This is a genomic window from Vogesella sp. (genome assembly GCF_046297735.1).
In the GTDB taxonomy this organism is placed as follows: Bacteria; Pseudomonadota; Gammaproteobacteria; order Burkholderiales; family Chromobacteriaceae; genus Vogesella; species Vogesella urethralis.
Window position 1 is genome coordinate 12,976 of sequence record NZ_JBKBHK010000003.1, and the last position, 25,271, is coordinate 38,246.

Annotated in this window: 22 protein-coding genes; 3 read left to right on the top strand and 19 right to left on the bottom strand. The window is 63.8% G+C overall.

Features of this window, described 5'->3' with window-relative positions; all coding sequences use genetic code 11:
- Window positions 1-20: 20 nt before the first annotated feature.
- From ACK4FZ_RS04515 to hemE, 7 genes are all read right to left on the bottom strand, one after another.
- A complete protein-coding gene (locus tag ACK4FZ_RS04515) occupies window positions 21-1,016 on the bottom strand; it encodes an NAD(P)H-dependent glycerol-3-phosphate dehydrogenase (protein WP_144373175.1) in 996 nt (331 codons plus the stop codon).
- Window positions 1,017-1,026: 10 nt separating this feature from the next.
- The gene (locus ACK4FZ_RS04520) at window positions 1,027-1,467 is read right to left on the bottom strand and encodes an SH3 domain-containing protein (RefSeq protein WP_144373176.1); all 441 of its coding nucleotides are present in this window, start codon (window positions 1,465-1,467) and stop codon (window positions 1,027-1,029) included.
- 5 nt (window positions 1,468-1,472) lie between these two features.
- A complete protein-coding gene (gene secB, locus ACK4FZ_RS04525; RefSeq protein ID WP_144373177.1) occupies window positions 1,473-1,925 on the bottom strand; it encodes a protein-export chaperone SecB in 453 nt (150 codons plus the stop codon).
- 87 nt (window positions 1,926-2,012) lie between these two features.
- Complete coding sequence (gene grxC / locus ACK4FZ_RS04530; RefSeq protein WP_144373178.1) at window positions 2,013-2,270, bottom strand: glutaredoxin 3; 258 nt, start codon at window positions 2,268-2,270, stop codon at window positions 2,013-2,015.
- Window positions 2,271-2,331: 61 nt separating this feature from the next.
- On the bottom strand, window positions 2,332-3,711 hold the full coding sequence (gene dacB / locus ACK4FZ_RS04535; protein ID WP_409818460.1) for a D-alanyl-D-alanine carboxypeptidase/D-alanyl-D-alanine-endopeptidase: 1,380 nt from the start codon (window positions 3,709-3,711) through the stop codon (window positions 2,332-2,334).
- Window positions 3,712-3,714: 3 nt separating this feature from the next.
- Window positions 3,715-5,883, bottom strand: coding sequence for a primosomal protein N' (locus tag ACK4FZ_RS04540; RefSeq protein ID WP_409818461.1), 2,169 nt, complete (start codon window positions 5,881-5,883; stop codon window positions 3,715-3,717).
- A gap of 357 nt (window positions 5,884-6,240) precedes the next feature.
- Window positions 6,241-7,305 (bottom strand): uroporphyrinogen decarboxylase, encoded by a 1,065-nt coding sequence (gene hemE / locus ACK4FZ_RS04545; RefSeq protein WP_409818462.1) that lies wholly within the window; start codon window positions 7,303-7,305, stop codon window positions 6,241-6,243.
- A gap of 210 nt (window positions 7,306-7,515) precedes the next feature.
- Here hemE and ACK4FZ_RS04550 point away from each other — a divergent pair, with 210 nt between their 5' ends.
- Complete coding sequence (locus ACK4FZ_RS04550) at window positions 7,516-8,334, top strand: mechanosensitive ion channel family protein (protein WP_409818463.1); 819 nt, start codon at window positions 7,516-7,518, stop codon at window positions 8,332-8,334.
- Window positions 8,335-8,413: 79 nt separating this feature from the next.
- Window positions 8,414-9,190 (top strand): hypothetical protein, encoded by a 777-nt coding sequence (locus ACK4FZ_RS04555; RefSeq protein ID WP_409818464.1) that lies wholly within the window; start codon window positions 8,414-8,416, stop codon window positions 9,188-9,190.
- Window positions 9,191-9,285: 95 nt separating this feature from the next.
- On the opposite strand, the gene ACK4FZ_RS04560 is transcribed toward ACK4FZ_RS04555, so the two are convergent.
- From ACK4FZ_RS04560 to ACK4FZ_RS04615, 12 genes are all read right to left on the bottom strand, one after another.
- Window positions 9,286-12,414, bottom strand: coding sequence for an efflux RND transporter permease subunit (locus ACK4FZ_RS04560; protein ID WP_409818465.1), 3,129 nt, complete (start codon window positions 12,412-12,414; stop codon window positions 9,286-9,288).
- A gap of 13 nt (window positions 12,415-12,427) precedes the next feature.
- On the bottom strand, window positions 12,428-13,549 hold the full coding sequence (locus ACK4FZ_RS04565; protein WP_409818466.1) for an efflux RND transporter periplasmic adaptor subunit: 1,122 nt from the start codon (window positions 13,547-13,549) through the stop codon (window positions 12,428-12,430).
- Window positions 13,550-13,610: 61 nt separating this feature from the next.
- Window positions 13,611-14,873 carry a murein transglycosylase A gene (locus tag ACK4FZ_RS04570; protein ID WP_409818467.1) on the bottom strand — a complete coding sequence of 421 codons (1,263 nt, stop codon included), beginning with the start codon at window positions 14,871-14,873 and terminating at the stop codon, window positions 13,611-13,613.
- A 150-nt stretch (window positions 14,874-15,023) separates the two neighbouring features.
- Window positions 15,024-15,554 (bottom strand): glutathione peroxidase, encoded by a 531-nt coding sequence (locus tag ACK4FZ_RS04575; protein WP_409818468.1) that lies wholly within the window; start codon window positions 15,552-15,554, stop codon window positions 15,024-15,026.
- Between the two features lie 106 nt (window positions 15,555-15,660).
- Complete coding sequence (gene trxA / locus ACK4FZ_RS04580) at window positions 15,661-16,023, bottom strand: thioredoxin (RefSeq protein WP_144372897.1); 363 nt, start codon at window positions 16,021-16,023, stop codon at window positions 15,661-15,663.
- Window positions 16,024-16,337: 314 nt separating this feature from the next.
- Window positions 16,338-17,285 (bottom strand): class I SAM-dependent methyltransferase, encoded by a 948-nt coding sequence (locus ACK4FZ_RS04585; protein WP_409818469.1) that lies wholly within the window; start codon window positions 17,283-17,285, stop codon window positions 16,338-16,340.
- Between the two features lie 80 nt (window positions 17,286-17,365).
- Window positions 17,366-17,893 carry a pantetheine-phosphate adenylyltransferase gene (gene coaD / locus ACK4FZ_RS04590; RefSeq protein ID WP_144372899.1) on the bottom strand — a complete coding sequence of 176 codons (528 nt, stop codon included), beginning with the start codon at window positions 17,891-17,893 and terminating at the stop codon, window positions 17,366-17,368.
- Between the two features lie 114 nt (window positions 17,894-18,007).
- A complete protein-coding gene (locus ACK4FZ_RS04595) occupies window positions 18,008-18,982 on the bottom strand; it encodes a peptide ABC transporter ATP-binding protein (RefSeq protein WP_409818470.1) in 975 nt (324 codons plus the stop codon).
- Window positions 18,979-19,953, bottom strand: a complete 975-nt coding sequence (locus ACK4FZ_RS04600; RefSeq protein ID WP_144372903.1) for an ABC transporter ATP-binding protein — start codon at window positions 19,951-19,953, stop codon at window positions 18,979-18,981. Before ACK4FZ_RS04600 ends, ACK4FZ_RS04595 begins: the two co-directional genes overlap by 4 nt.
- A gap of 9 nt (window positions 19,954-19,962) precedes the next feature.
- On the bottom strand, window positions 19,963-20,886 hold the full coding sequence (locus tag ACK4FZ_RS04605; RefSeq protein ID WP_409818471.1) for an ABC transporter permease subunit: 924 nt from the start codon (window positions 20,884-20,886) through the stop codon (window positions 19,963-19,965).
- Window positions 20,887-20,898: 12 nt separating this feature from the next.
- Window positions 20,899-21,927 (bottom strand): ABC transporter permease subunit, encoded by a 1,029-nt coding sequence (locus ACK4FZ_RS04610; protein ID WP_409818472.1) that lies wholly within the window; start codon window positions 21,925-21,927, stop codon window positions 20,899-20,901.
- Window positions 21,928-22,256: 329 nt separating this feature from the next.
- Window positions 22,257-23,849 (bottom strand): ABC transporter substrate-binding protein, encoded by a 1,593-nt coding sequence (locus ACK4FZ_RS04615; RefSeq protein WP_409818473.1) that lies wholly within the window; start codon window positions 23,847-23,849, stop codon window positions 22,257-22,259.
- Between the two features lie 412 nt (window positions 23,850-24,261).
- Between ACK4FZ_RS04615 and ACK4FZ_RS04620 the strand changes: the two genes are divergently transcribed.
- Entirely contained in the window at window positions 24,262-25,188 is a 927-nt protein-coding gene (locus tag ACK4FZ_RS04620) for a LysR substrate-binding domain-containing protein (protein ID WP_409818474.1), read from the top strand.
- The last annotated feature ends 83 nt before the right edge of the window (window positions 25,189-25,271 follow it).

Sequence of the window (25,271 nt, forward strand, 5' to 3'; positions counted from 1 at the left end):
CGGTGTACGGCAGGCGGCACTCAGGGCGTGCCGAACTCCGGTTTCGGCGTGCGTCCCAGCAGACGCTCTACCACGCTTTGCGGCTTGGCCTGATGATAGAGCAGCTCGCAAACTGCCGCCGTGATCGGCATGTCTACCTCCAGGCGCTCGGCCATGCGCAATACCTCGCGCGCCGTCGGCACGCCTTCGGCCACGTGGCCCAGCTCCTGCAGGATGGTCTCCAGCGACTTGCCTTCGGCCAGCTTGAGGCCCACCTGACGGTTGCGCGACAGCGCCCCGGTGCAGGTCAGCAGCAAATCGCCCACGCCGGACAAACCCAGCATGCTCTGCTGGCTGCCACCCAGCGCCACCGCCAGACGGGTGATTTCTGCCAGGCCACGGGTAATCAGCGCCGCCCGGGCGTTCATGCCGAAGCCCAGGCCGTCGGCCACGCCGGTAGCAATGGCCATCACGTTCTTGACCGCGCCGCCTACCTCCACGCCGACCAGATCGTCATTGGCGTAGATGCGCAGCAGCGGGCTGTGCAGCTCGCGGGCGAAATCACGGGCAAAGGCATAGTTTTCCGAAGCCAGCGTCACCGCCGCCGGCAGGCCCAGCGCCACTTCCTTGGCGAAGCTGGGGCCGGACAACACGCCGATGGTTTTCAGTGCCGGAAACTCTTCGGCAACCACCTGGTGCGGCAACAGGCTGGAGCCGGCTTCGAAGCCCTTGCACGCCCACAGGATAGGCGCGTCCACCTTCAGCCGTGACAGTTCCTTGAGGCTGGGGCGCAGGCCGGCAATCGGCGTCACCACCAGCACCAGCTCGACGCCCATCACCGCCTCGGACAGGTCGGCCGACAGGTGCAGGTTGTCGGGGAAGGGGCAATCGGGCAGGTAGCGGCGATTGAGCCGGCTGGCCTGCATGTCGATCATTTGTGCGGCGTCGCGGCCCCACAGCGTGACGTGGTGCTGGCGGCTGAAGGCCATCGCCAGCGCGGTACCCCAGGCGCCGGCGCCCAGAACGGTAATCTTCATGACGCCTCTCTTACAGGCCCCACAGGCCATTGATGCGGGCGTAACCGCTGCTGCCGTCGCGGTGCTTGAGCTTGACCCAGCTGCTTTGCGGCGCTTCCACCATGTCCAGCACCAGGTCTTTTTCGGCCCAGAACAGCACGCGGGCCTTGTCGTCGGCGCTTTCGCGCACGGCCAGCTTGTCGGCCGTTACCAGTACGGTACGGCGGGTAGACAGCGCGGCAGAAGGAATCCAGGCAATACCGCCGGTAGCGTCGCGTACCCGCGACCAGTCTTTCTGCGTGGCCAGCACCTCTACCGGAAAGTAGCGGCTCACCACAAACAGTTTCTGGGCCGACAGGTTGGGCGCGTCATACAGGGCGACGCCGGTTTCTTTCACCGAGCGGAATTCCAGTGCAAAAGCCGTACCGGCCACCAGGGCCAGCACGGCTGCAAGCAATGCGTGTCGCTTCATAGGGTTCAGGCGTTGCCGGCTTCGGCCTGCTCAGCGCGTTGCTGCATGTACAGGGCTTCGAAGTTGATCGGCGACAGCAAGACCGGCGGGAAACCGGCGCGGCCAACCAGGTTGGACACGGTTTCGCGGGCGTACGGGAACAGGATGTTCGGGCAAGCCACGCCCAGGATCGGGTCGATGTCTTCTGCCGGCAGGTTACGTATCTGGAAAATGCCGGCCTGGGTGACTTCGCACAGGAACATGGTCTTGTCGCCGACTTTGGCGGTAACGGTGATGGTCATCGAAGACTCGAAGAAGCCTTCTTCCAGCTGCTGCGCGCCGTTAGCCAGCTGCATGTCGATTTCCGGCTGTTCCTGCTCCAGGAAGATGGCGGGGGCGTTCGGGATCTCCAGCGACAGATCTTTCACGTAGATTTTTTCGATGGAGAATACCGGTTGCAGCTCTTGTTGTTCGCTCATGGTTCACGTCTCTATGGCACCGGTGCGGTGCGGGGTTGGTATCAGCTGTCATCATCGCACGATTGCATGACAGCGACGAGATGCAGATCAATCTGCCAGCAGCACGTCCAGCTTGCCGGCGCCGTTCAGCGCCACCAGATCGTCACAGCCGCCGACATGGGTGTCGCCGATGAAGATCTGCGGCACGGTGCGGCGGCCGGTGATGCTCATCATCTTCTCGCGCTCGGCCGGGTCCAGGTCGATACGGATTTCATTGATCTGGGCCACGCCTTTGCTGGCCAGCAGTTGCTTGGCGCGGATGCAGTAAGGGCATACGGCCGTGGTGTACATGGTAACGGGTTTCATCTGGCTTTCCCTAGCGGTGATGGCACGATTATAAGCGCGCCGGCTGGCGCTTAGCCACCGCTCACCGCAGCGGCGGCAAGGTGGCCTGGTAACGGCGGATCACGTCGCTGACAGCGGCGTCCAGCGCCGGGGTAAGGTTGGCCGCGCGCGGCGAGTTGACCACCGCCACGATCACCAGCCGCTGCCCGCCCGGCGCCTGCCAGTAACCGGCCAGCGCGCGGGTATCGTCCAGTGTGCCGGTCTTCAGGCGCAGGCCACCGGCAAAGCTGCCCAAGCGCTTGCGCAGCGTACCGTCCTCGCCAGCCAACGGCAGCGTGGCGGCCAGCTCCGGGCCGTACGGGCCACGCGCCGCGTCGCGCAGCACCTCGCCCAGCAACCGCGGGCTGATACGCTCGCGCCGCGACAGGCCAGCGCCGTTTTCCAGTACCAGGCTATCGGCGGCCAGCTGTTTTTCCTGCAGCAGGGCACGCACCTGGGCAACGCCGTCCTGCAGCGTATCGCCGCGTTGCGGATACTGCATACCCAGCGCCAGCAGCACGCTGCGCGCCATGGTGTTGTTGCTGAACTTGTTGACGTCGCCAAGGATGGCCAGCAGCGGGTCGGAATCGGCCTGCAGCAGCAAACGGCTGTCGGCAGGCGCAGCGGCCACGCCGGCGGCTTGCGGTCCCTGCCCGCCCAGCCCCTGCCACAACGCGCTGAAGCTCTGCACCGCAAAATCATTAACCGACAGGACGTTCACATAGTTGGCCGCGCCATCGCAGGCAGGCGGCAGCTTGCCGCTAACGCGGATGCGGTTACCGTCGATGTCGGCTTTCACGTGCTGACGCACGTCGCCACAGCTGCCGGCAGTGCCGGTTTGCAGCTGGTTGTCCAGTTGCAGGCCCGGCAGCGGCGGGTCCAGCTGCACGCTTGGGCGACCGGCATCAAAGCTGTAACGCAACCACGCCACCTTGAGGTTGAGCAGGTGGGTGTCGGGCGGCACGGTAAACACGCGGTCGGCGTCGCCGGCAAAGCCGTCGGCAGTGCCGGCATTGCTGTAGGCGTGCTTGTCCAGCAGCAGGCGGCCGTCGATGCGCTGTACGCCGCGCAGGCGGAGCTGGCGCAGCATTTCGGCCAGGCGCGGGGTATCGAGGCGCGGGTCGCCGCTGCCTACCCAGTACAGGTCGCCGCGCAGCACGCCGTTTTCCAGCGGCGCGCTGGTGCGGAACTCGGTCTTCCAGCGGTAGCCGGGGCCCAAGCGGTTCAGTGCGGCCCAGCTGGTCAGCAGCTTCATGGTGGAAGCCGGGTTCACCGGCACCTCGGCGCGCCAGGCGTCAAAGACAGCGTCTTGCTCGACCGGGGCGGCCCACAGCGCAATTTCGTCGGGGCGGAAGCCGGCAGGCGCTGCCGCCGCGGCCACGCCGCAGCAGAGCGCCAGCAGGCTGGCAAACAGTGTTTTCACGTCTTACTCCAGGGGGTCGACATCCAGCGACCAACGTAACTGGCGCGGCGCCTTGCGCGCCAGCGCCTCGATTTGCGGCAGCATGCTGCGCAGCCAGCCGTGCAGCATAACGCGTTGTACGGCTTCGATAGTAAGCTGCGCACGCTCGCGCCCGGCCAACCGCGCCATCAGCGCCGGTGCCGGCCCGAACAGGCTAACGCCTTCCGGCGGCGTGCCCAGCGCCAGCATGGCGTGTTGCAGGAACAGCTCGGCGTCGGCGTAGGCCGGCGCGTCGGCGCGTAGCACCACTTGGTACGCCGCCGGCGGAAAGCCGGCCTCGCGGCGCTCGGCCAGCAGGTTGGCCGCATAACCATCAAAATCGTGCTGCTGCAGCGCCAAGTAGAGCGGATGCTCCGGCCATTGTGTCTGGATCACCACCTGCCCGGCTACGCCGGCACGGCCGGCGCGGCCCGCCACCTGCATCAGCTGGGCAAACAGCCGCTCGCCGGCGCGGAAGTCGGCCGAGTACAAGGCGCCGTCGCTGCCCAGTACCACCACCAGCGACAGCGCGCCAAAATCGTGCCCCTTGGCCAGCATCTGGGTACCGACCAGGATATCCACCTCGCCGGCGTGCACGCGCTGGTAAATGCCGTCCCACGCTGCCTTGGTGCTGGTGCTGTCACGGTCGATGCGCAGGATGCGCGCCTCGGGCAGCAGCCGCTGCAACGCCGCCTCCAGTCGCTGTGTTCCCTCGCCCAGCGGCTTGATGTCGGGGTTGCCGCAATCGGGGCACTGCACCGGAATGCGTTGTACCGCGCCGCAATGGTGGCAGCGCAGCTGGCGGGCGCTCAGGTGCAGCACCATGCGCGCGCTGCAATGGCGGCAGGCGGAGGTCCAGCCGCAATCGGTGCAGGCCAGCACCGGCGCGTAGCCGCGGCGGTTGATGAACACCAGGCTCATCTCGCGCCGGGCCAGCCGGCGCCGTAGCGCGGCCACCACCTCGGGGGCGAGGCCGTCGTCCAGGCGCTGACGGCGCACGTCCAGCAAGCCGATCTGCGGCAAGGTGGCGCCGTCGTGGGCGCGGCTGGCCAGCACCAGCTTGCGGTAACGGCCAGCCTCGGCGTTGGCGACGGTTTCCAGGCTGGGCGTGGCGCTGCCCAGCAGTACCGGCACCTGCTGGCGGTGGGCGCGCCATACGGCCAGGTCGCGCGCGTGGTAGCGCAGGCCGTCCTGCTGTTTGAACGAGCCATCGTGTTCCTCGTCCACAATCACCAGCCCCAGCTGCGGCAGCGGCGTGAACACCGCCAGGCGGGTGCCGATGACGATGCCGGCACGGCCGGCTTCGGCGTCCAGCCAGCCTTGCAGGCGCTCGCCATCGGACAGGCCGCTGTGCAGGCAGGCGATCAGCGTGGCCGGGAAACGGCAGGCAAAGCGGTGGATCAGCTGCGGTGTGAGGTTGATTTCGGGAATGATCACCAGCACCTGGCGGCCGGCGGCCAACACCTCGGCAATCAGCTGCAAATACACCTCGGTCTTGCCGCTGCCGGTAATGCCGTGCAGCAGGAAGGCCGCATAGCCGCCCAGGGCGGCGGCAACCGCAGCCCGCGCCGCTTCCTGCTCCGGGTTGAGCGGCAGCGCGTCGCACACCTGCAGCGGCGGCGCCTGCCACGGCAGCGCCACGATGTCGCCGCTGGCCAAGCCGTCAGCCAGATAGCGGTGTGCCTGCGCGTGCAGCTGGCGCAAGGCCTCACGCGTCTGCGGCTGCTGCAGCGCGTGCCACAGCAGCAGCTTCACCTTGCTGCGCGGCGGCGGCGGCGCCTGCCGGCCCTGTTCGCTCAACACGTAGCAGTGGCGATCCTGCCCAGCCACGTCGCGCGGCTCGCGCAGCGCCGTGGGCAAGGCGGTAAACAGCGCCTGCCCCGGCGGGTGCAGGTAGTAGCGGGCGGCAAACGCCACCTGCTCCAACAGCAACGGTGGCAGCGTGGGGCCAGCCAGTACCGCCAGGACGGGCTTCAGCTTGTCCGGCGCTACCTGCGGCGGCTGCTGGCTGTTGTCCACCACGCCACACAGCTCGCGCGTGCCGAACGCCACCCGTACCCGGGTGCCATCCGGCAGCGGCTGCGGGTGCAGATAGCTGAAGGCGGTACGCATCGGTACATCCAGCCATACGCTGATCATCTGTTGCTGCGCCAAGAAGGCTCCTGTTCCGCGCCAAGCCTCGCCGTTGCTGGCTTGCCGCCATTTGTGCACATTTGCTGTGGATAACTTTGTGAACAAGCTGTCGGTTTGCGGCTGCCAAGGCCGTCAAACCGGCATTTCCATTGGATTGCACAAAAATTAATCTAAAAAATAAACCATTTAAATTCAATGACTTATCTTTGATTCTATTTTTTTATCGCCAGCACTTGACAGATTGCTCACAAACTTATCGAGCGTGTGAATAAGTCATGGAACGCCTGTATGGAAAACTGTCAAGCCCCTTGCGCAAGCTCCGCTTCACAAACAAAAACGGCCACCGCTGCAAGCGATGGCCGCCATGTTACCGCGTGCTCAGGCAGCGTGATATTGGCGCGACAGGCGGTGCACCGCCTCGACCAGGGCGCCGGCGTGCGCCGGGTCGGCAAACTGCGAAATGCCGTGGCCCAGGTTGAATACGTGGCCGCTGCCGTGGCCGTAGGCGGCCAGAATGCGGCCGGCTTCCGCCTCGATCGACGCCGGGCTGCCAAACAGCGCGTTGGGGTCGAAGTTACCCTGTAGCGCCACCTGCTGGCCGACGCGGGCACGCGCCAGGCGGATGTCGGTGGTCCAGTCCAAGCCCACGCAATCGGCGCCGATGGCAGCGATGTCTTCCAGCCACTGGCCACCGCCCTTGGTGAACACGATCACCGGCACGCGACGGCCGTCCACCTCGCGGGTGAGGCCGGCCACGATCTGCTGCATATAAGCCAGCGAGAACTCGCGGTAAGCGGCATGGCTGAGCGCGCCGCCCCAGGTATCGAAAATCTGCACTGCCTGGGCGCCAGCAGCGATCTGCGCATTCAGGTAGGCGGTGACCGATTGGGCGGTGATCTGCAGGATGCGGTGCAGCAGCTCGGGGCGGGCGTACAGCATAGCTTTGACGTGGCGGAAATCGGCCGAGCCACCGCCTTCGATCATATAGCAGGCCAGCGTGAACGGGCTGCCGGAGAAACCGATCAGCGGCACGCGGCCATCCAGCGCGCGGCGGATGCTGCTGACGGCGTCAAACACGTACTGCAGTTTTTCCAGCGGCGCCACTTGCAGCGCCTGGATGGCGGCTTCGTCACGCAGTGTGCGTTCAAACTTGGGGCCTTCGCCTTCGGCAAAGTACAGCCCCAGGCCCATGGCGTCGGGTACGGTCAGGATGTCGGAAAACAGGATGGCCGCGTCCAGCGGAAAGCGATCCAGCGGCTGCAGCGTGACTTCGGTGGCGTAATCCGGGCTGGTACACAGGCCCATGAAGCTGCCCGCCTTGGCGCGCGTGGCGCGGTATTCCGGCAGGTAGCGGCCAGCCTGGCGCATCATCCAGATCGGGGTGTAGTCAACCGGCTGCTTCAGCAGCGCGCGCAGGAAGGTGTCGTTCTTGAGCTGTGTCATGTCGGCGTCAATGGGTTTGCTAAGTTGGCCGCATTATAACGCGACCGCTCCTTGCCGTGCTTTGACATAAGTCGCCCCGCTGTGGGCAAAAAGCCGGCGCGGTAACGGGTGTGATTTATTGCCATTGTTAATCCGCTTGTGAGCCCCGGACCCGTGTGCTTAACTGGAACAGCTGTAAATTCTGTCAAATAGACTTTAAAGGAGTAGCACATGAATCAGAGCGACATTTCGCAGTGGCAACAGATCCTTGGCACCTACGCACTTGACGTAGGGGGCAAGCTGCTGGCTGCCATCCTGTTCTGGGTACTGGGCCGCTGGCTGATCGGCGTGGTCGGTAACCTGGTACAGCGTGCACTGGCCCGCCAGCACGTTGACGCCACCATCATGCGTTACCTGGGCACCGTCATCAACGTGACCCTCAACATCATGCTGGTAGTGGGCATTCTGGGCTACTTCGGTATCCAGACCACCACCTTTGCCGCGCTGTTTGCCGCGGCTGGCGTGGCCATCGGCATGGCGTGGTCCGGCCTGCTGTCCAACTTTGCCGCCGGCGTGTTCCTGATCGTGCTGCGCCCGATGAAAGCCGGCGATTTCGTCACCGCTGGCGGCGTTACCGGCACCGTGCGCGAGATCGGCCTGTTCACGACCGCGCTGAATACCCCGGACAATGTGCTGACCATGGTGGGTAACAGCAAAATCCTGTCCGATACCATCCAGAACTACAGCAGTAACCCGCATCGCCGCGTGGAGCTGAAAGCCCAGCTGGCCGGTAGCGCCGACTTCCCGGCTGCCGTGGCGGCACTGAAGGCGCACATCAGCGGTGTACCCAATGTGCTGGCCAATCCGGGTGTCGAGGTGGAAATCCTCGAGTTCAACCTGGTCGGCCCGGTACTGGCCGTCCGTCCGTACTGCCATAACGACCACTACTGGCAGGTGTACTTCGACACCAACAAGGCCATTCGCGACACGCTGGGCAGCCAGGACTTCCCGGCCCCGATGCCAGCCCAAGTGGTCTACGTCAAACAGTAAGCCCCAGTCGCCGGCCTGCCCAGCAGGCCGGCTTTGCAAGCCAGCGCTTTACACGCAAAATGGCAATAAACTGATTGCCATGCTCATGCGCTACCCGACACTTCTCCCGCTTTCCCTCATCATCCTGTTTGGCTTGGCTGGCTGCGCCAGCAACAAGGCCCGCGAAGAAGCCGACCGCGCCCGCGTGCAGCTGTCTGCCGACGGCAAACGCCTGATCTACAACGGCAAGATCAAGGCGGCCACCGTCGACGAGGCGCTGGCGCTGTACAAGGCGGCCAACCCCAAACCCGACACGCTGGACATCTCCAGCCAGGGCGGCAGCCTGTACGACGGCATCCGCCTGGGCACCCTGGTATACAAGCAACAGCTGGACGTGCGCATTTTTGGCGAGTGCGCGTCATCGTGTGCCAATTACATTTTCCCTGCCGGCAAGCGCAAGTTCCTGCTGCCCAACAGCCGCCTGTTGTGGCACGGCGGCATGCTGCAACCGGACTGGCACGCGCGCATCGATAAGCTCTACGCCAAGCCGGACGAGAAACTGGCGGCGCTGGAAGATCACGAATGGATGCTGCAGCGCGAAGCGGCTTACTTCCGCATGATCGGTGTCGACCCGCTGCTGACGGTGTGCGGCCAACATGAAGCCTTGCGCGAGGCGCACCCGGACACGCACGGTTTCGATTACACGCTGGAAGATCTGGCCCGTTTTGGCGTGACCCAGGTGCAGACCGTGGGCCGCCCGTGGCGCCCAAGCGGTGACGACGGCAAGATCTTCCGCGCCAGCTACTGCACGTCGGCGCCGGCGCAAACCCAACAGTTACTGAAGAACGCCAGCAAGTATTCGTCCGAAGACGACTGATAGCACCCTGGCGGCAGGGGTTGGCCGCAGGCACACAGCACAAGGCCCGGCTGCGATAGCAGCCGGGCCTTGTGTCATGCGGGCACCCTGCGTTCTCAGTCTTGTGCCTGCGCTACCTGCTGCCCGCTCAGCCTGGCCAGCAAGCGGCGGATACGGCTGCGCAGCCCGTCCATATAGGTGTACACCACCGGCACCACGATCAGCGTCAGCACCGTCGAGGTAATCATGCCGCCGATGATGGCGTGCGCCATCGGCCGCTGCGTCTCCGACCCCGCACCGCTGGCCAGCGCCAGCGGCAGCATGCCGAAAATCATCGCCAGGCTGGTCATCATGATCGGGCGGAGCCGCACGCGGCCCGCCTCCACGATGGCGTCCAGCCGCGACATGCCCTCGCGCCGGCTCTGGTTGATGAAGTCCACCAGCAGAATGCCGTTTTTCGACGCCAGACCCATCAGCATGATGATGCCGATCACCGAGAACATATTCAGCGTGGAGCCGAACGCCAACAGCGCCACAAACACGCCGACAAAGGCCAGCGGCAGCGCCACCATGATGGTGACCGGCAAGGTGAAGCTGCGGAACTGCGCTGCCAGAATCATGTAGATGAAGATCACCCCCATCGCCAGCGCCTGCACCGCGTAGCCCAGCGACTCCTGCATGTCCTGGCGCTCGCCCTGCTGCGACAGCACCACACCCGGCGGCAGCTTCAGCTGCTTCAGTAGCTTGTCCACGTCGGCAAACACCTCACCCGAACTGCGGCCGCTGATATTGGCGGTAATGCTGATCTCGCGCATCAGGTCGGTGCGCTCGATCTGGCGCGGGCTGGTGGCCGGGCTGATCGCCGCCACCTGCGACAGCGGCACCATCTGCGCCTCGCCACCGTCGGCGCGCTTGCCCGGTACCGTCAGCACGTCCAGCAGCTCGGCGGCGCGTTCGTCACGCGGAACCTGCAGCCGCACGCTGTAGTTTTCGCCGTCCGGTGCCTCCCAGGTGGTGGCGGTACTGCCACCCAGCAGCACCGACAGCGTAGTGCCAACGCGGGACAGGTCCACCCCCAGGTTGGCCGCAGCATCGCGTTGCAGCTGCACGTTCAGCGCCGGGTCGGCGTCGCTCAGGCTGGACGCCACGTCGCTGACGCCTTTCACCTGGCGCAGCGCGGCCATCAGCTGGTCGGTCGCCTGCTGCAGCTGCTGCAAGTCGCTGCCACGCACGCCCAGGTTCACCGGCTTGCCCGGCGGGCCGTGCTGGCCGGTTTCCTCCACCGAGTCCACCTCGATGCCGGCTACCTGCAATGCGGCCTGGCGGCCCAGCGGCATCAGCGTGAACAGCGTGCGCTCGCGCTGCTGCTTGTCGCCCACGTTGATGCTCAGCCGGGCCTCGTTGCGACCGGCGCCAAAGCTGCCGCCGCCGATCTTGCTGTCGATGGTTTTCACTTCCGGCATCACGGCACGGATGCGGGCCTCCACCTCGCGCGCCTTGGCCTCGGTGTAGTCCAGCGAGGAGCCGGCCGCGGTCTTGAAGGTCAGCCGGAACTCGCCCTTGTCGGCCGCCGGCATGAATTCGCCACCGATGACCGGCACCAGCATGAAGCTGCCCACCGTCATTGCCAGTGCGCTGGCCACCACCGTTTTGCGGTGCCCCAGCGCCCAGCGGATGGCGCCCACGTAACGTTCGGCCAGCCGGTCCAGCGACGCCTCGAACCAGTCCAGCAGGCGGCCAACCGGGCCGCGGTGCTTGTCGCCGTGGTGATGCGGGTCGTGCCAGATCGACGACAGCATCGGGTCCAGCGTAAACGACACCAGCAGCGAGATCAGTACCGCCACCGTCACCGCCAGGCCGAACTGGTGGAAGAACTTGCCGATGATGCCGCCCATGAAGCCCACCGGCAGGAACACCGCCACGATGGTCAGCGTGGTGGCCAGCACCGCCAGGCCGATCTCGTTGGTGCCGTCCAGCGCCGCCTGGAAGTGGGTCTTGCCCAGGTTGGCGTGGCGCACGATGTTCTCGCGCACCACGATGGCGTCGTCGATCAGCAGGCCCACCGACAGCGACAGTGCCATCAGCGTCATCATGTTGAGGGTGAAGCCCATCGCCTGGATGGCAAACAGGGTGCCGATCATCGAAATCGGCAGCGTCAGCCCGGTAATCACCGTACTGCGCCAGCTGCCCAGGAACAGGAACACGATCAGCACCGTCAGCACGGCGCCTTCGATCAGCGTTTTTTGTACTTCGTGCAGCGAACCCTTCACGTCTTCCGACTTGTCGTAGGTGAGCCGCAACTCGGTGCCGGCCGGCGCCTGGCTGCGGTATTCGTCGATGATGCGTTTGACGCCCTCGGCCACTTTCACCACATTGGCGCCACGCGCGGCGCGGATGTCCAGCCCCACCCCCGGCTTGCCGTCGATCAGCGTCACGCTGTTGCGCTCAGCTTCACTGTCTTCTACCGTGGCCAGGTCAGACAGGCGGATGTCGCGGCCGTCGCGGCTGGCGATCACCAGGTTGCGGAAGTCATCTATCGTCTTGAGCTTGCCGGCCACGCGCACCGCCAGTTCGTTACTCTGGGTGCTGACCTGGCCCGCCGGGTAGTCACGGTTGGCCGCCGCAATAGCGTCCGATACCTCGCTTACCGACAGCCCCAGCGCCTCCAGCCGGTACGGGTCCAGATTGACGCGCACCTCGCGCTTGCTGCTACCCACCAGCTTCACCTCGCCCACGCCGGCCACCGTCTGCAAACGCTTCTTCAGCACGTTGTCGGCCCAGGTGGACAGCTCGCGCTGGCTGCTCTGCGCCGAGCTGAGCGTGTACGACATCAACGGGTCGTCGTTGGGGTTCATCTGCGAAATGGTGGGGGTATCCACCTCGCGCCGCAGGCTGCCCTGCACCGCGCCCACCTTGTCGCGCACTTCCTGCAAGCCCTGCGCGGCGTCGGTGGACAGTTCGAACTCCACCACCACCACCGAGCTGCCTTCAAACGAATAGGAGCGGATGTGCTTGACGCCGTTGATGGTATTCACCGCTTCTTCGATGGGGCGGGTGACGTCACTTTCCACCACCTCGGGCGACGCGCCCTGATAGCTGGTGGAAACCACGGCCACCGGGAAGCGGATATCGGGAAACTCCTCCACCGGCAGATTGCGCCAGGCAAACAGGCCCAGCACCGTCAGCAACAGCATCAGTACGGCGGCGAAGTACGGGTTTTGCACACTGACACGGGTCAGCCACATAGCGGGTTACTCCTCAAGGCTTGGGCAGGGTCACAGCGTCACCCGGCTTCATGCCCAGCAAGGCCGCGGCCAACACGGTCTGGCCGGCGGCCACGCCCTGCACCGCGAAGCGGCGGTCGGTATCGGAACGCAGCACCACCTGCACCGGCTGCTTCACCAGCTTGCCGTTCTGCACCAGCAGCAGCCACGGGTTGGCGCTGTCGGCCTGCTGCACCGCGGCCTGCGGCACGGCGATGGCGTCGGTCACTTCGCGTAGCACGATGCCGCCCTTGGCAAACTGGCCGGCTTTCAGGCGGCCGTCGGCATTCGGTACCCGGATATAGGCATTGAAAGTGCGGGTTGCGCTAGCCGCTACCGGATTAACGCGTACCAGTTCACCACGGAACTCGCCATCCAGACCTTCCACCTGGAAACGGGCCTGCTGGCCGGGCTGCAAACGCGACACCAGCCGCGCCGGAATGCTGGCACTGCCTTCCAGTACCGACAGGTCGGCAATGGCGAACAGCTTCTGGTTCTTGCTGGCCTGCTCGCCGGGCTGCGTGCGGCGGGCGTACACGGTGCCGGCCATCGGCGCGCGCACTTCGGTTTCGCCCAGGCTCTTTCTGGCGCGGGCCAGCTGGCTGCGACGGGCAGCCAACTCGCCTTCGCGGATCTGGTAGTCGTTTTCGATTTCATCGAACGCCAGCTTGGAGATAAAGCCTTGCTGGTACAGCTCGCGCTGCTTGTTGCGCTTGAGGCGGGCCAGCTTCAGCCGTGCCTCGTCATTAGCCAGTTGAGCCTGCATTTCCAGCACGTTCTGGCGCAAAGCTTCGCCATCGATACGCGCCAGCAACTGGCCTTTCTGTACCGTTTCGCCCTCGCGCACCAGCACCTCCAGCACGCGGCCTTCGGCCTCGGCGGCCACTTCGGCACTGTTGAGCGGGTTCAGCGTGGCGGTGAACGGCAGCAGCTCGGCCACCGCGCTCACCTTGGTCAGCAGCAGGTCCGCCGGCGCCAGGGCGCGGCTGGGCGCGGCGGCGGCCGGGCTGCTGGCCGACGCGGCAGCGTCAGCATTCTTGTTGCTGCAGGCAGTAGTGCCCAGCGCGGTCGCGGCCAGCAAGGCCATCCACAGCGGGGCGCGATGCAATGTATGCATGGCAGGTTCGTCCTTGGTCTGGCGCGGCCAACTGTGCCGCGCCGGCATCAGTCAATCGGTATCAGGGGTTAGCCTGCGGCTGCAGGCCACGCGGCCACAGCAGCCACAAGCGGCCGCTTTGTTTCATGCGGCCGGCGTACAGCCCGGCTTCGGTGCCGAAGCCGAAGAAAAAGTCGGCGCGTACGCCGCCACGAATGGCGCCGCCGGTGTCCTGGGCGTTCACCAGGCGGTTCAGCGGCTTGGCCGGGCCGTCGAGCGGCCAGGTAGTAGACAGGTACACCGGCGCGCCCAGCGGGATGTAGCGCGGGTCGACCGCAATGCTGTACCCGCCCAGCAGCGGCACGCCCAGCGCGCCCAGCGGGCCGTTGTCGTCGGCCGGCAGCGTCTTGAAGAACACGTAGCTGGGGTTGGCGTTGAACAGTTCGTCCTTGCGCCCGGGGTTGGCCGCGATCCACTCCTTGATGCTTTGCATCGACACATCCGACAGCTTCATCTGGCCGTTATCCACCAGCCAGCGGCCAATAGACTTGTAACCATGGCCGTTCTGCTCGGCGTAACCGGCCCGCAGATAGCGGCCGTCTTCCAGCTGGATACGGCCGGAGCCCTGCACCTGCAGGAAGAACAGCTCGGTATCGTTTTCCACCCAAGCCAGTACCGGCGCGGTGTTGACGCCCTTGCCGGCGTTGATCTCGGCGCGGGTGTAGTACGGGCGCAGCCGGCCCTGCTCGATGCGGCCTTTCAGCGCGCGGGTGCGGCTATCGATAACGAATTCTTTCGGGTACACCAGCAGCTCGCCGGCATCGGCGCGGGTCTTGCCCGGCACCACTTGCAGGCGGTTGCCGCCAGCGGGCTTGGCCACCACCACCTCGGCACCCAGCTGAGCTGCGCTGGCGTCCAGCACACGCAAGTCGGCCGGCACGCCGTATACCGGGTACGGCGTCTGCGCCGACTGTTGCACGCCGCCAGCCAGCAGCGGCTCGAAGTAACCGGTGATCAGGCCGCTGTCCTTGCCCTGCTCGCTGATTTGCCACGGCGTAAAGCGGGTTTCGTAAAAGCGGGTCACCGCCGGCAGGTTGGCCGCGTCCAGGCTGGCGGCTTCGGCACAGATGTCTTTCCACGCCGGGCGGCCCTGCAGGGTACGGCAGCTGATGCGCAGGCCTTCCAGGCTCTGGGACGCCATGCTGTTGCCCCAATCGGGCAGGTCGCTGAAACGGGCTTGCTGATAGCGCACGTTGCTGCTGGCGGAGGAACCCGACGGTGGCGACACGGTGGAACAGGCGGCCAGCAACAGCAGTGCCGACAGGGGCAGGAAAGTCTTGAGCATGGTGGTATGTGGGTGCGACGACGCCGCAATGCATGGTAAGGATGGTAGCCGGCTGACAATGGCAAAACCGGCAAGTTCAGATGGTACTGAACCGCCGGTCAGGTAGGCAAATGACAGTTGGCTGACTGTGGCAGCTTCTGCCCTGTACCGCTAGCGCGGCAAGGCAGCGCCGACGGCCTTCAGGAACTCGGCCGAATCGGGCCGCGTCAAGGAGCTGAAGGCGGTGACGGTCGTGCCGTCGGCCGAAATCACGTATTTATAGAAATTCCACTTCGGCGTGGTGCCGCTGGCCTCGGCCAGCGCTTGGTAAAACGGATGAGCGTCGCTGCCGCGCACTTTTACCCGGCTGGACATCGGAAAGCTGACACCGTAATTGCTCTGGCAGAAGCTGGCCACGTCGGCATCTTTGTCCAGCTCCTGGTTGAAGTCGTCACTGGGGAAGCCCACCACCACCAGGCCTTTGGCGCGGTAATCCTGCCACAGCTTTTGCAGGCTCTTGTACTGCGGGGTAAAGCCGCATTCGCTGGCGGTATTCACCACCACTACCGCCTTGCCGCTGTACTCGCACAGGTTGAGCTTGCCGCCCATCAGTGCCGGCACCTGGTGATTCAGCAACGGCGGACAGGCCGCCACCGCCGCCAGCGGCGCCGCCCACAGCAGGGCAAACAGGGTTCGCTTCATGATATGACTGTCCTTGTTGATTTCGGGTCTGGCTGACACGGCGCCACGTTGGCCGCATCAGGCTCAGACCCGCTGCGGCGGTGCAGGTTCGCGCCGCCACCGGTGCTCAGTCTTGCTGCGCGGCGATCTCGGCGCGCACTTTGTCCATGTCCAGGTCGCGGATGGCCTGGATCAGCTGCTCGAACTGGCCGGCCATCATGGCGCCCGCCTGGTGGAACACCACGATGCCGTCTTTCAGCGCCATCAGCGTGGGGATGGAACGGATCTGGAAATGCGCGGCCAGTTCGCGCTCGGCTTCGGTGTCGATCTTGGCGAACACGATGTCCGGGTGCTTCTGCGCTGCCGCCTCGAACACCGGGCCGAACATCTTGCACGGGCCGCACCAGTCGGCCCAGAAGTCCAGCATCACGATGCCTTCACGCTCGGCGTAGTCGTTGAAGGTATCGGCGGTAAGGTTGATATGGCTCATGAGGATTTCCTGATCGGTTAAACGACGGCGCTGCCGTCCATAGCCTGCAAGATGGCTACCTTTGGCGCCGAATACAAGCGCGAAGGGATGGTATTTTTTTATCGAGGTGATAGCGGGCGCTGTGGTGCGACGATGAACGTGCCAGGTTGGCCGCAACGGGTAGGATGGGTGTAGGCACCGCCACCCATCGATCCATCAACGCACAACGATGGGTTGCTCTGCGCTGCACCCATCCTACGAGCGGCGTCCTTCCGATCAAGTTGGCCGCAACGGTCCATCTGCGGCCAACCTTACCGCGACAGCTAGGCGTAGCGTCAGGCGCGGTGGGTAATGCGCCAGCACTGGTGGATTTTCTTGTTGCGGAAGTCTTCCGGCACCGATTGCGCGCTGATGTCGCGCACGGCGTAATCGGCCACCAGGCGTTCGTCCAGCGTGAAGCTGCGCAGGTTATTGCTGAAGTACAGCACGCCGTCTGGCGCCAGCAGGCGCATGGCGCCGTCTACCAGCTTCAGCTGGTCGCGCTGCACGTCCAGCTCGTCCATCATCTTCTTGCTGTTGGAAAAGCTGGGCGGGTCCATCACGATCAGGTCGAACTGCTTGCCCGCTACCCAGGCGTCTTCCAGGTACTGGAACACGTCGTCGCGGATCAGCACATGCTTGGCCAGGTCCAGGCCGTTGAGCTCGAAGTTGCGGCGGCTCCAGGCCTGGTAAGTGTTGGACAGGTCCACCGTCTCGCTGGATACCGCACCGCCGCTGGCGGCGTAGCAGGTAAAGCTGCCGGTGTAGGCAAACAGGTTCAGAAAACGCTTGCCGGCGGCTTCTTCGCGCACGCGGCGGCGGGTATTGCGGTGGTCGAGAAACAGGCCGGTATCGAGGTAGGCGTCGAGGTTGACCCAGAAGCGCTGGCCTTGTTCTTCCACGATGAAGTCTTCGCCTTCGCGGCCGGTTTTCTCGTACTGGTTTTCGCCTTTCTGGCGGCGGCGGGTTTTCAGCGAGATCTGCCACAGCGGCACGCCGGTAACCTCGGTGATCACCTGCTGTACGGCGGCCATCCACGCCTGGTAGTCGGCGTCTTCGATCTGCCAGCCGGTATCGTATTCCTGCAGGTGGATGCGTTCGCCGTACAGGTCGATGATCAGCGGAAACTGCGGCACGTCGCGGTCGTACACGCGCCAGGCGTCCAGGCCGTTGCGACGCGCCCACTTGCTGTAATGCTTGAAGTTCTTGGCCAGGCGGCCGGCAAAGGCCGATACGTCTACCATGTTTTACCTCTCTGAAATGCAGCGCGCCGGAGCGTGTCCGGCGCGACAAAATACGGAATGGCCAGGGTTGGCCGCAGGCCTCAGCCTTGTTGCTGGTAGTAGTTTACCAGCTTGCGGTACACCGGCTCCGGCACGTACTGGCGGATCATCTGTTCCCAGCCGTTGGGGCCCATCAGGCCTTTGACCATGGTGGACGACACTTCGGCGTACTCGCGCGGCGGCAGCAGGAAGATGGTGGTGATGTCGGCGTGCAGGTCGGAGTTGATGTAGCGCATGGTGCGCTCGTACTCGTAATCGCTGGCGGTGCGGATGCCGCGAATGATGTAGTTGGCGTCGATGCTTTGCGCGTAGTTCACCAGAAACTGGTTTTCGAACACTTCTACCTTCAGCTTGGAAAAACCGCGCGTCACCGCACGCAGCATGTCCAGACGCTCGTCCACCGAAAAGGTACAGCGCTTTTCCGGGTTGACGCCGATGGCGACCACCAGTTCGTCGAACAGCTCGACCGCTTCGCGGATCATCCACAGATGACCGTTGGTAACCGGGTCGAAACTACCGGCGTAGACAGCTCGCTTCAATTGGCGCTTTCCTTTGTGGGTATGAGGCATGGCGGAATGTATCCTGCTTGAAGCCGGTGAAACAAGGCATTTATTGCTGCGGTGCAGAAAAAAGCGCCGCAGCGGTGTTTTTCACCACTACGGCGCATTTTAGACCAGCCAGCATCAGGCGTTGATGGTTTCCGCGTGGTGGCAGGCCACCTCACGCCCCAGTACGGTGCGCAGCTCGGGCACGTCCTTGCTGCAACGCTCGCTGGCGTACGGGCAGCGCTTGTGGAAGGCGCAGCCGGTAGGCGGGTTCAGCGGGCTGGGCAGCTCGCCCTGGATCTTGATCTTCACGCGGCGGTCTTCTTCGTGAATCGACGGCGTAGCCGACAGCAGCGCTTGCGTGTACGGGTGCAGCGGCTTGTCGTAGATCACTTCCTTGGTGCCCACTTCCACCGCGCGGCCCAGGTACATCACCATCAGGTCGTCGGCCACGTGCTCCACCACCGCCAGGTTGTGAGAGATGAACACGTAGGCGGTCTGGAACTCGTCCTGCAGGTCCATGAACAGGTTCAGCACCTGCGCCTGGATCGACACGTCCAGCGCCGAGGTCGGCTCGTCGGCCACCACGATTTGCGGCTGCAGCATCATGGCGCGCGCGATGGCAATACGCTGGCGCTGGCCGCCGGAGAACATGTGCGGGTAGCGGTAGTAGTGCTCCGGGCGCAGGCCGACGCGCTGCATCATGGCACGCACTTTTTCTTCGCGTTCCTTGGCGCTGAGGGTGGTGTTGATCAGCAGCGGCTCGCCCAGCTGGTCGCCGATTTTCTGGCGCGGGTTCAGCGAGGCGTACGGGTTCTGGAACACCATCTGCACCTTGCTGCGCAGCGCTTTCAGCTCGGCCTTGCTGGCCTTGGCGATATCGACGCCGTCCAGCACCAGCGAACCGGCGGTGGGGGCTTCGATCAGCGTCAGCTGGCGCGCCAGCGTGGACTTGCCGCAGCCGGATTCGCCCACCACAGCCAGCGTCTTGCCGGCTTTCAGTTCAAACGAGACGCCGTTCAGCGCCTTCACCACGGCCTTGGGTTTCAGAAAGCCCTGCGACACCTCGTAGTGACGGGTCAGATCGCGAGCCTGCATGACGGTCTGGCTCATGAGGCCTCCTTGTCGAACAGCGGGTAGAAGCAGCGCACGGCACCGTGCTGATGCGGGGTAATGGACGGGCGGCTGTCACGACAGGCTTGCTGCACGTGCGGGCAGCGCGGGCTGAGCAGGCAGCCTTTCGGGCGGTCGTACTGGCCGGGCACAATACCAGGCAGCGTGGACAAGCGGTGCGCACCTTTGCTGTGCTCGGGAATGGACGACAGCAGCGCCTGGGTGTACGGGTGCACCGGCTGACGGAACAGCTGCGGCACCACGCCCTCCTCGGCTACCTGGCCGGCGTACATCACCGCCACGCGGTGCGCCACTTCGGCAATCACGGCCAGATCGTGGGTGATCATGATCAGCGCCATATTGCGCTCTTTTTGCAGGTTGACCAGCAGGTCCATGATCTGCGCCTGGATGGTGACGTCCAGCGCGGTGGTGGGTTCGTCGGCGATCAGCAGCTTGGGGTTACAGGCCAGTGCCACGGCGATCATCACGCGCTGGCTCATGCCGCCGGACAGCTGGTGCGGGTAGGCTTCCAGCCGGCTCTTGGGCGCCGGAATCTCCACCAGTTCCATCAGCTCCAGCGCCCGCGCTTTCAGCTCGGCTCCGCGCAGGCCCTGGTGCACCTTCAGTACCTCCATGATCTGGTAACCCACGGTGTAGCTGGGGTTCAGCGAGGTCATCGGGTCCTGGAAGATCATGGCGATATCTTTGCCGACGATCTGGCGACGCGCCTTGGGCGTGATGGTGAGCAGGTCTTTACCGTCGAATTGCAGCTTGTCGGCCACGATGCGGCCCTGCCCTTCCAGCAGGCCCATCATTGCCATCATGGTGACGGATTTGCCGGAGCCGGATTCGCCGACGATGCCGACGATCTCGCCCTGGTTGACGGTGAGGTCCAGGCCTTCCACCGCGCGGAACGGGTTGGCCGCATTGCCGAACTCGACCGACAGGTTCTTGATTTCTAGCAGACTCATGATTTCCCCTTACGCAGCGCGCTTCATCTTCGGGTCCAGCGCGTCACGCAGGCCATCACCCATCAGGTTGATCGACAGCACGGCCAGCAGGATGGTGAGGCCAGGCATCAGCACCACCCACCAGGCGCTGGTCATGTAATCGCGGGCGCCGGACAGCATGGTGCCCCACTCCGGCGTTGGCGGCTGTACGCCCATGCCCAGGAAGCCCAGGGCCGAGATTTCCAGAATGGCGGCCGAGAAGCTCATGGTGGCGTGCACGATCAGCGGCGCCATGCAGTTGGGCAGCACGGTCACGAACATCAGGCGCAGCAGGCCGGCGCCGGATACACGTGCAGCGGTCACGTAGTCGCGGTTCAGCTCGGTCATGGCCGAGGCGCGCGTCAGGCGCACGTAGCCCGGCAGGCCCACCACGGCGATGGCGATCATCGCATTCACCAGGCCCGGCCCCAGAATGGCCATGATGGCGATGGCCAGCAGCAGCGACGGCAGCGCCATCATGATGTCCATCAGGCGCATGATCAGGCCGCCCATCACCTTGGGAAAGAACGCGGCCAACAGGCCCAGCACCACGCCGGGAATCAGCGACAGCAGCACCGAGATCAGGCTGATCAGCAGCGACATCTGCGCGCCGTAGAACAGGCGCGCCATGATGTCGCGGCCCAGCTCGTCGGTGCCCAGCAGGAACTGTGCGCTACCGCCGGCTACCCACGCCGGCGGCGTCAGCAGGTGGTCGCGGTACTGTTCCAGCGGGTCGTGCGGGGAGATCAGCGGCGCAAACAGCGCACAGAAGATCACGATGGTCATGAACACCAGCCCGGCTACCGCGCCCTTGTTCTGGCGGAAGCTCAGCCAGAACTCTTTCAGCGGGGACGGATAGCTCAGCGCCGGATCCTCGTTGGCCGCCACTTGCGGCGAAACATTCACATTAGCCATAGTGCTACCTGCTTATTTGGCGTGACGGATACGCGGGTTGGCGATGCCGTACAGGATGTCGACGATGAAGTTGGTGAGGATCACCAGCGTAGCCACGATCAGGATGCCGTTCTGCACCACCGGGTAATCGCGGCGGCCGATGGCCTCGATCAACCACTTGCCGATACCGGGCCACGAGAAGATGGTTTCGGTCAGCACCGCCCCCCCCATCAGCGTGCCCACCTGCAGGCCGATCACGGTCAGCACCGGAATCAGCGCATTGCGCAGGGTGTGGATGAAGATCACGCGTGCCGGCGACAGGCCTTTAGCGCGGGCGGTACGTACGTAGTCTTCGCGCAGCACTTCCAGCATCGACGAACGCGTCATCCGCGCGATGGTAGCCAGCGGGATGGTACCCAGCACGATGGTGGGCAGAATCAGGTGCATCACCGCGTCCTTGAAGGCACCGGCGTTGATCTCCGGGTCGGCCAGCTCTGCACGCCAGGCATCGATCAGCATGAAGCCGGTTTGCGGCGCCACGTCAAAGGCCAGGTCGATACGGCCGGATACCGGCGTCCAGCCTAGGTACACCGAGAAGAACATCACCGCCAGCAGGCCCCACACGAAGATGGGCATCGAAAAGCCGGTGAGAGACAAGCCCATCACGCCGTGGTCGAAGATGGAGCCGCGCTTGATGGCGGCAATCACCCCGGCCAGCAGCCCGAACACGGTAGCAAACACCAGCGCGCACAGCGCCAGCTCCAGCGTGGCCGGGAACAGGGTGGTGAATTCGGTCCACACGCTTTCCTGGGTCTTGAGCGAGGCGCCCAAGTCACCGTGGAACAGCTTGGACAGGTAATCGAAGTACTGCACGTACAGCGGCTGGTCCAGGCCCAGTCGCTTCATGGCGGCAGCGTGCATGACCGGGTCCAGCGAGCGTTCGCCCACCATGACCTCGATGGGGTCGCCAGGAATCATGCGGATCAGTGCGAACGTAATCAGCGTAATGCCGAAGAAGGTGGGGATCAGTACACCCAGCCTGCGCAGAATGAAGGAAAACATGTTGAATGAGTCTCCCGTGCACGCCCTTGTGGGGCATGACGTGTACAGCCAGAAACGCAGACAAACGGGGAAAATGCGACAACAGCAGAAGGGGAAAGCGAGGGGTGCCGGGCAGCTTGTAACTGAACCACCCACCTATACCAGCAACAAGGCCGCCACGGCAGAACGCACTTTACGCGCGCCGGCCCTGCCCTGCCTTGATACAGATCAACTCGCCCCACTGCCAGCTATCGATAAATTCCCGTTTGCATAAACGGCTAGCCAGTGAGCAAACAAGGAGGCCGCAGCCTCCTTGTCCCAACAGGGGGCCGCAGCCCCGTGTTACCAGCTTACTTAACGCTGACACCCGCGAACGAGTAGTCGCCGAACGGGCTGATCTTGAAGCCGTTCACTTCTTTGCGCATCGGCTGGTTTACAGTCGAGTGGGCAATCGTGGACCACGGCAGGTCTTTCTTGAAGATCTCCTGGGCTTTCTGGTACAGCGCAGTGCGCTCTTTCACGTCAGTGGACTTACGGGCTTTCAGTACTGCGGCGTCGAAGTCCTTGTTGCAGTAGCGTGCGTAGTTGGAGCCACCCACTGCTTCGCAGGTCAGCAGCACGCCCAGGAAGTTATCCGGGCTGGCGTAGTCGCCGGTCCAGCCGATCAGACCGGTGTCGTGCTCGCCGTTCTTCATGCGCTTCAGGTACTCGCCCCACTCGTAAGTGGTGATCTTGGCTTTCACGCCGATCTTGGCCCAGTCGGCCTGGATCATTTCAGCCATCAGCTTGGCGTTCGGGTTGTACGGACGCTGTACCGGCATCGCCCACAGGGTGATTTCGAAGCCGTTCGGGTAGCCGGCCTTGGCCAGCAGTGCCTTGGCCTTGGCCACGTCTACTGCCGGGTTACGCAGCTTGTTGTTGTACGACCACAGCGAAGCCGGGAACGGGTTGGCCGCTTCCTGGCCCTGACCCTGGTAAACGGCGTCGATGATGGCCTTGCGGTTGATAGCCATGTCCAGCGCCTGGCGTACTTCCAGTTTCTTCAGCAGCGGTTTTTCGGTGTTGTACGACAGGTAGCCGATGTTGAAGCCCGGAGCGGTGGTGACTTTCAGGGCCGGATCGGTCTTCATCGCCGGCAGGTCCTGCGGCTTCGGATAAGACATGATGTGGCACTCGCCAGCCTTCAGTTTCTGGGCGCGTACCGAGGCATCGGTGGTGATGGCGAAAATCAGGTTGTCGACTTTAACGTCGCCTTTTTTCCAGTAATCCTTGTTGCCCTTATAACGGATCTGGGCGTCTTTCTGGTAGCGCACCAGAATGAACGGGCCGGTACCGATAGGCTGCTGGTTGATCTGGGCAGCCTTGCCTTCTTTCACCAGCTTGTCAGCGTACTCGGCCGACAGGATGGACGCGAACGGCATGGCGATTTTGGCCAGCAGGTCGGCGTCCGGGTCTTTCAGGGTGAATTTGACGGTGTTGGCGTCAACTTTTTCCACCTTGATGATGTTGGCGTCCAGGCCGGTATCGGAAGCGTACGGGAATTCAACCGGGTAAGCCTTGTTAAACGGGTGGTTTTTGTCGGTCATGCGGCCGAAAGTGAACACCACGTCGTCGGCGGTAAAGTCACGGCTGGGTTTGAAATAATCGGTGGTGTGGAATTTCACGCCCTTACGCAGCTTGAAGGTGTATTCCTTGCCGTCCGGGGACACGGTCCAGGACTCGGCCAGACCCGGGATGGTTTTGGTGGAGCCTTTTTCGAATTCAACCAGGCGGTTGAACATGGCGTGACCGGCAGCATCGAAGGTAGAACCACCGGTGTACTGGGCAGAGTCGAAGCCTTCCGGGCTGGCTTCGGAGCAGTAAATCAGTGTGCCGGCTGCGTGAGCGGCGGTGGCAGCGGCGGTCAGGCCGGCTGCAAACAGCAGATGTTTGGCAACTCGCATGGTTTCTCTATTCCCTATTTCTACTTTGATGGAAGTGATGCTTGGGCATCGCATGTCTCGTGATGCAAATGCCGTGCCGGTGTTAGCCCCGGACGTATACATTATGCAACGCACTAGAACGACAACAAGCTCGGCTTGTTATTTTTCACCACAAAGCATGAGCCAGGCAGTGCGCTTGTTGTGTTTTAGGCGCTTTCCTGATGCAGATCACGCCTTTTTATGACGTTATGTTGCAATGGATGTAGACAGACTGCAGCTCAAGCTGTCGGACAGGGTGCCTGTCCGATCGCGGCTGAGTATTTCACAGCTTTTCTTATCACATCCACTGAGTAAAATTGATGTTCTATGTGATTTTGTTATAGGCTGCTGCGCACTGCCGCTTGCGGCCAACCTTGCACGTTGACAGATAAAAATGATTCGTTTTCGCCAGATCGAGGCATTTCGTTGCCTGATGAGCTGCGGCACCACGGTGGCCGCCGCCCGCCGCATGCACATCACCCAGCCCGCCATCAGCCGGCTGATCGCCGATCTGGAAGACGACCTGGGCTTCCGCCTGTTCAATCGCGCCAAAGGCCGGCTGGAACCCACCACCGCCGCCATCCGCTTCCAGCGCGCCGTGGAAGAAAACTTTCTTGGCCTGGAGCGCTTGCGCCAAGTAGCGGAAACCATCCGCAACGAGGAAAACGAAGGCCTGGCCATCGCCTGCATGCCGGTACTGTCTACCAGCCTGCTGCCGCTGATCCTGAAAGAGTTTTTCAAGCTGCGCCCCGAGGTACCGGTACGCATCGACACCGTCGGCAACGCCGAAGTCACCGTCAAGCTGCAAGATCTGAAAGTGGACGTGGCCATCAGCCTGGCCTTTCCGGCCATTGCCGGCATCGAAGTGGAACCGCTCTTGGAAGCCGACGTACTGTGTGCGCTACCGGCCAACCATCCGCTGGCCGAACGCGACTACATCACACCGCAAGACCTGGCCGACGAAACCATCATCGGCTGGCTGCCCAACTACCCGCTAAGCCAGAACCAAGAGCAGAAGTACTTCGGCCACGCTGGCGTCAGCCCGCGCTACAACATCCGCACCCACGCCTCGCACACCCGCTACGCGATGGTAGCCAACGGCTTTGGGGTATCGATCGTGGAACCGTTTGCCAGCGAGATCTGGGCTACCCAGGGGGTGGTAACGCGGCCATTCCTGACCCCGGCCAAGCACGAATACGTGATCGCCTACCCGTCCAGCGGCAGCCGCTCCGCCATCCTGCAAGACTTCCGCCTCGCTACGCTGCGGGTGGTCAACGACCCAGAACGGGTGCCGTGGGGCCGGGCACTGACGCAAGCCTGATCATGCAAAAAGTGCGAAGTTGGACCTTGGCGCTATCTGCATTCATCGACTTGCCATTTAAAAAACAAGCCCTGGTTGCAAAG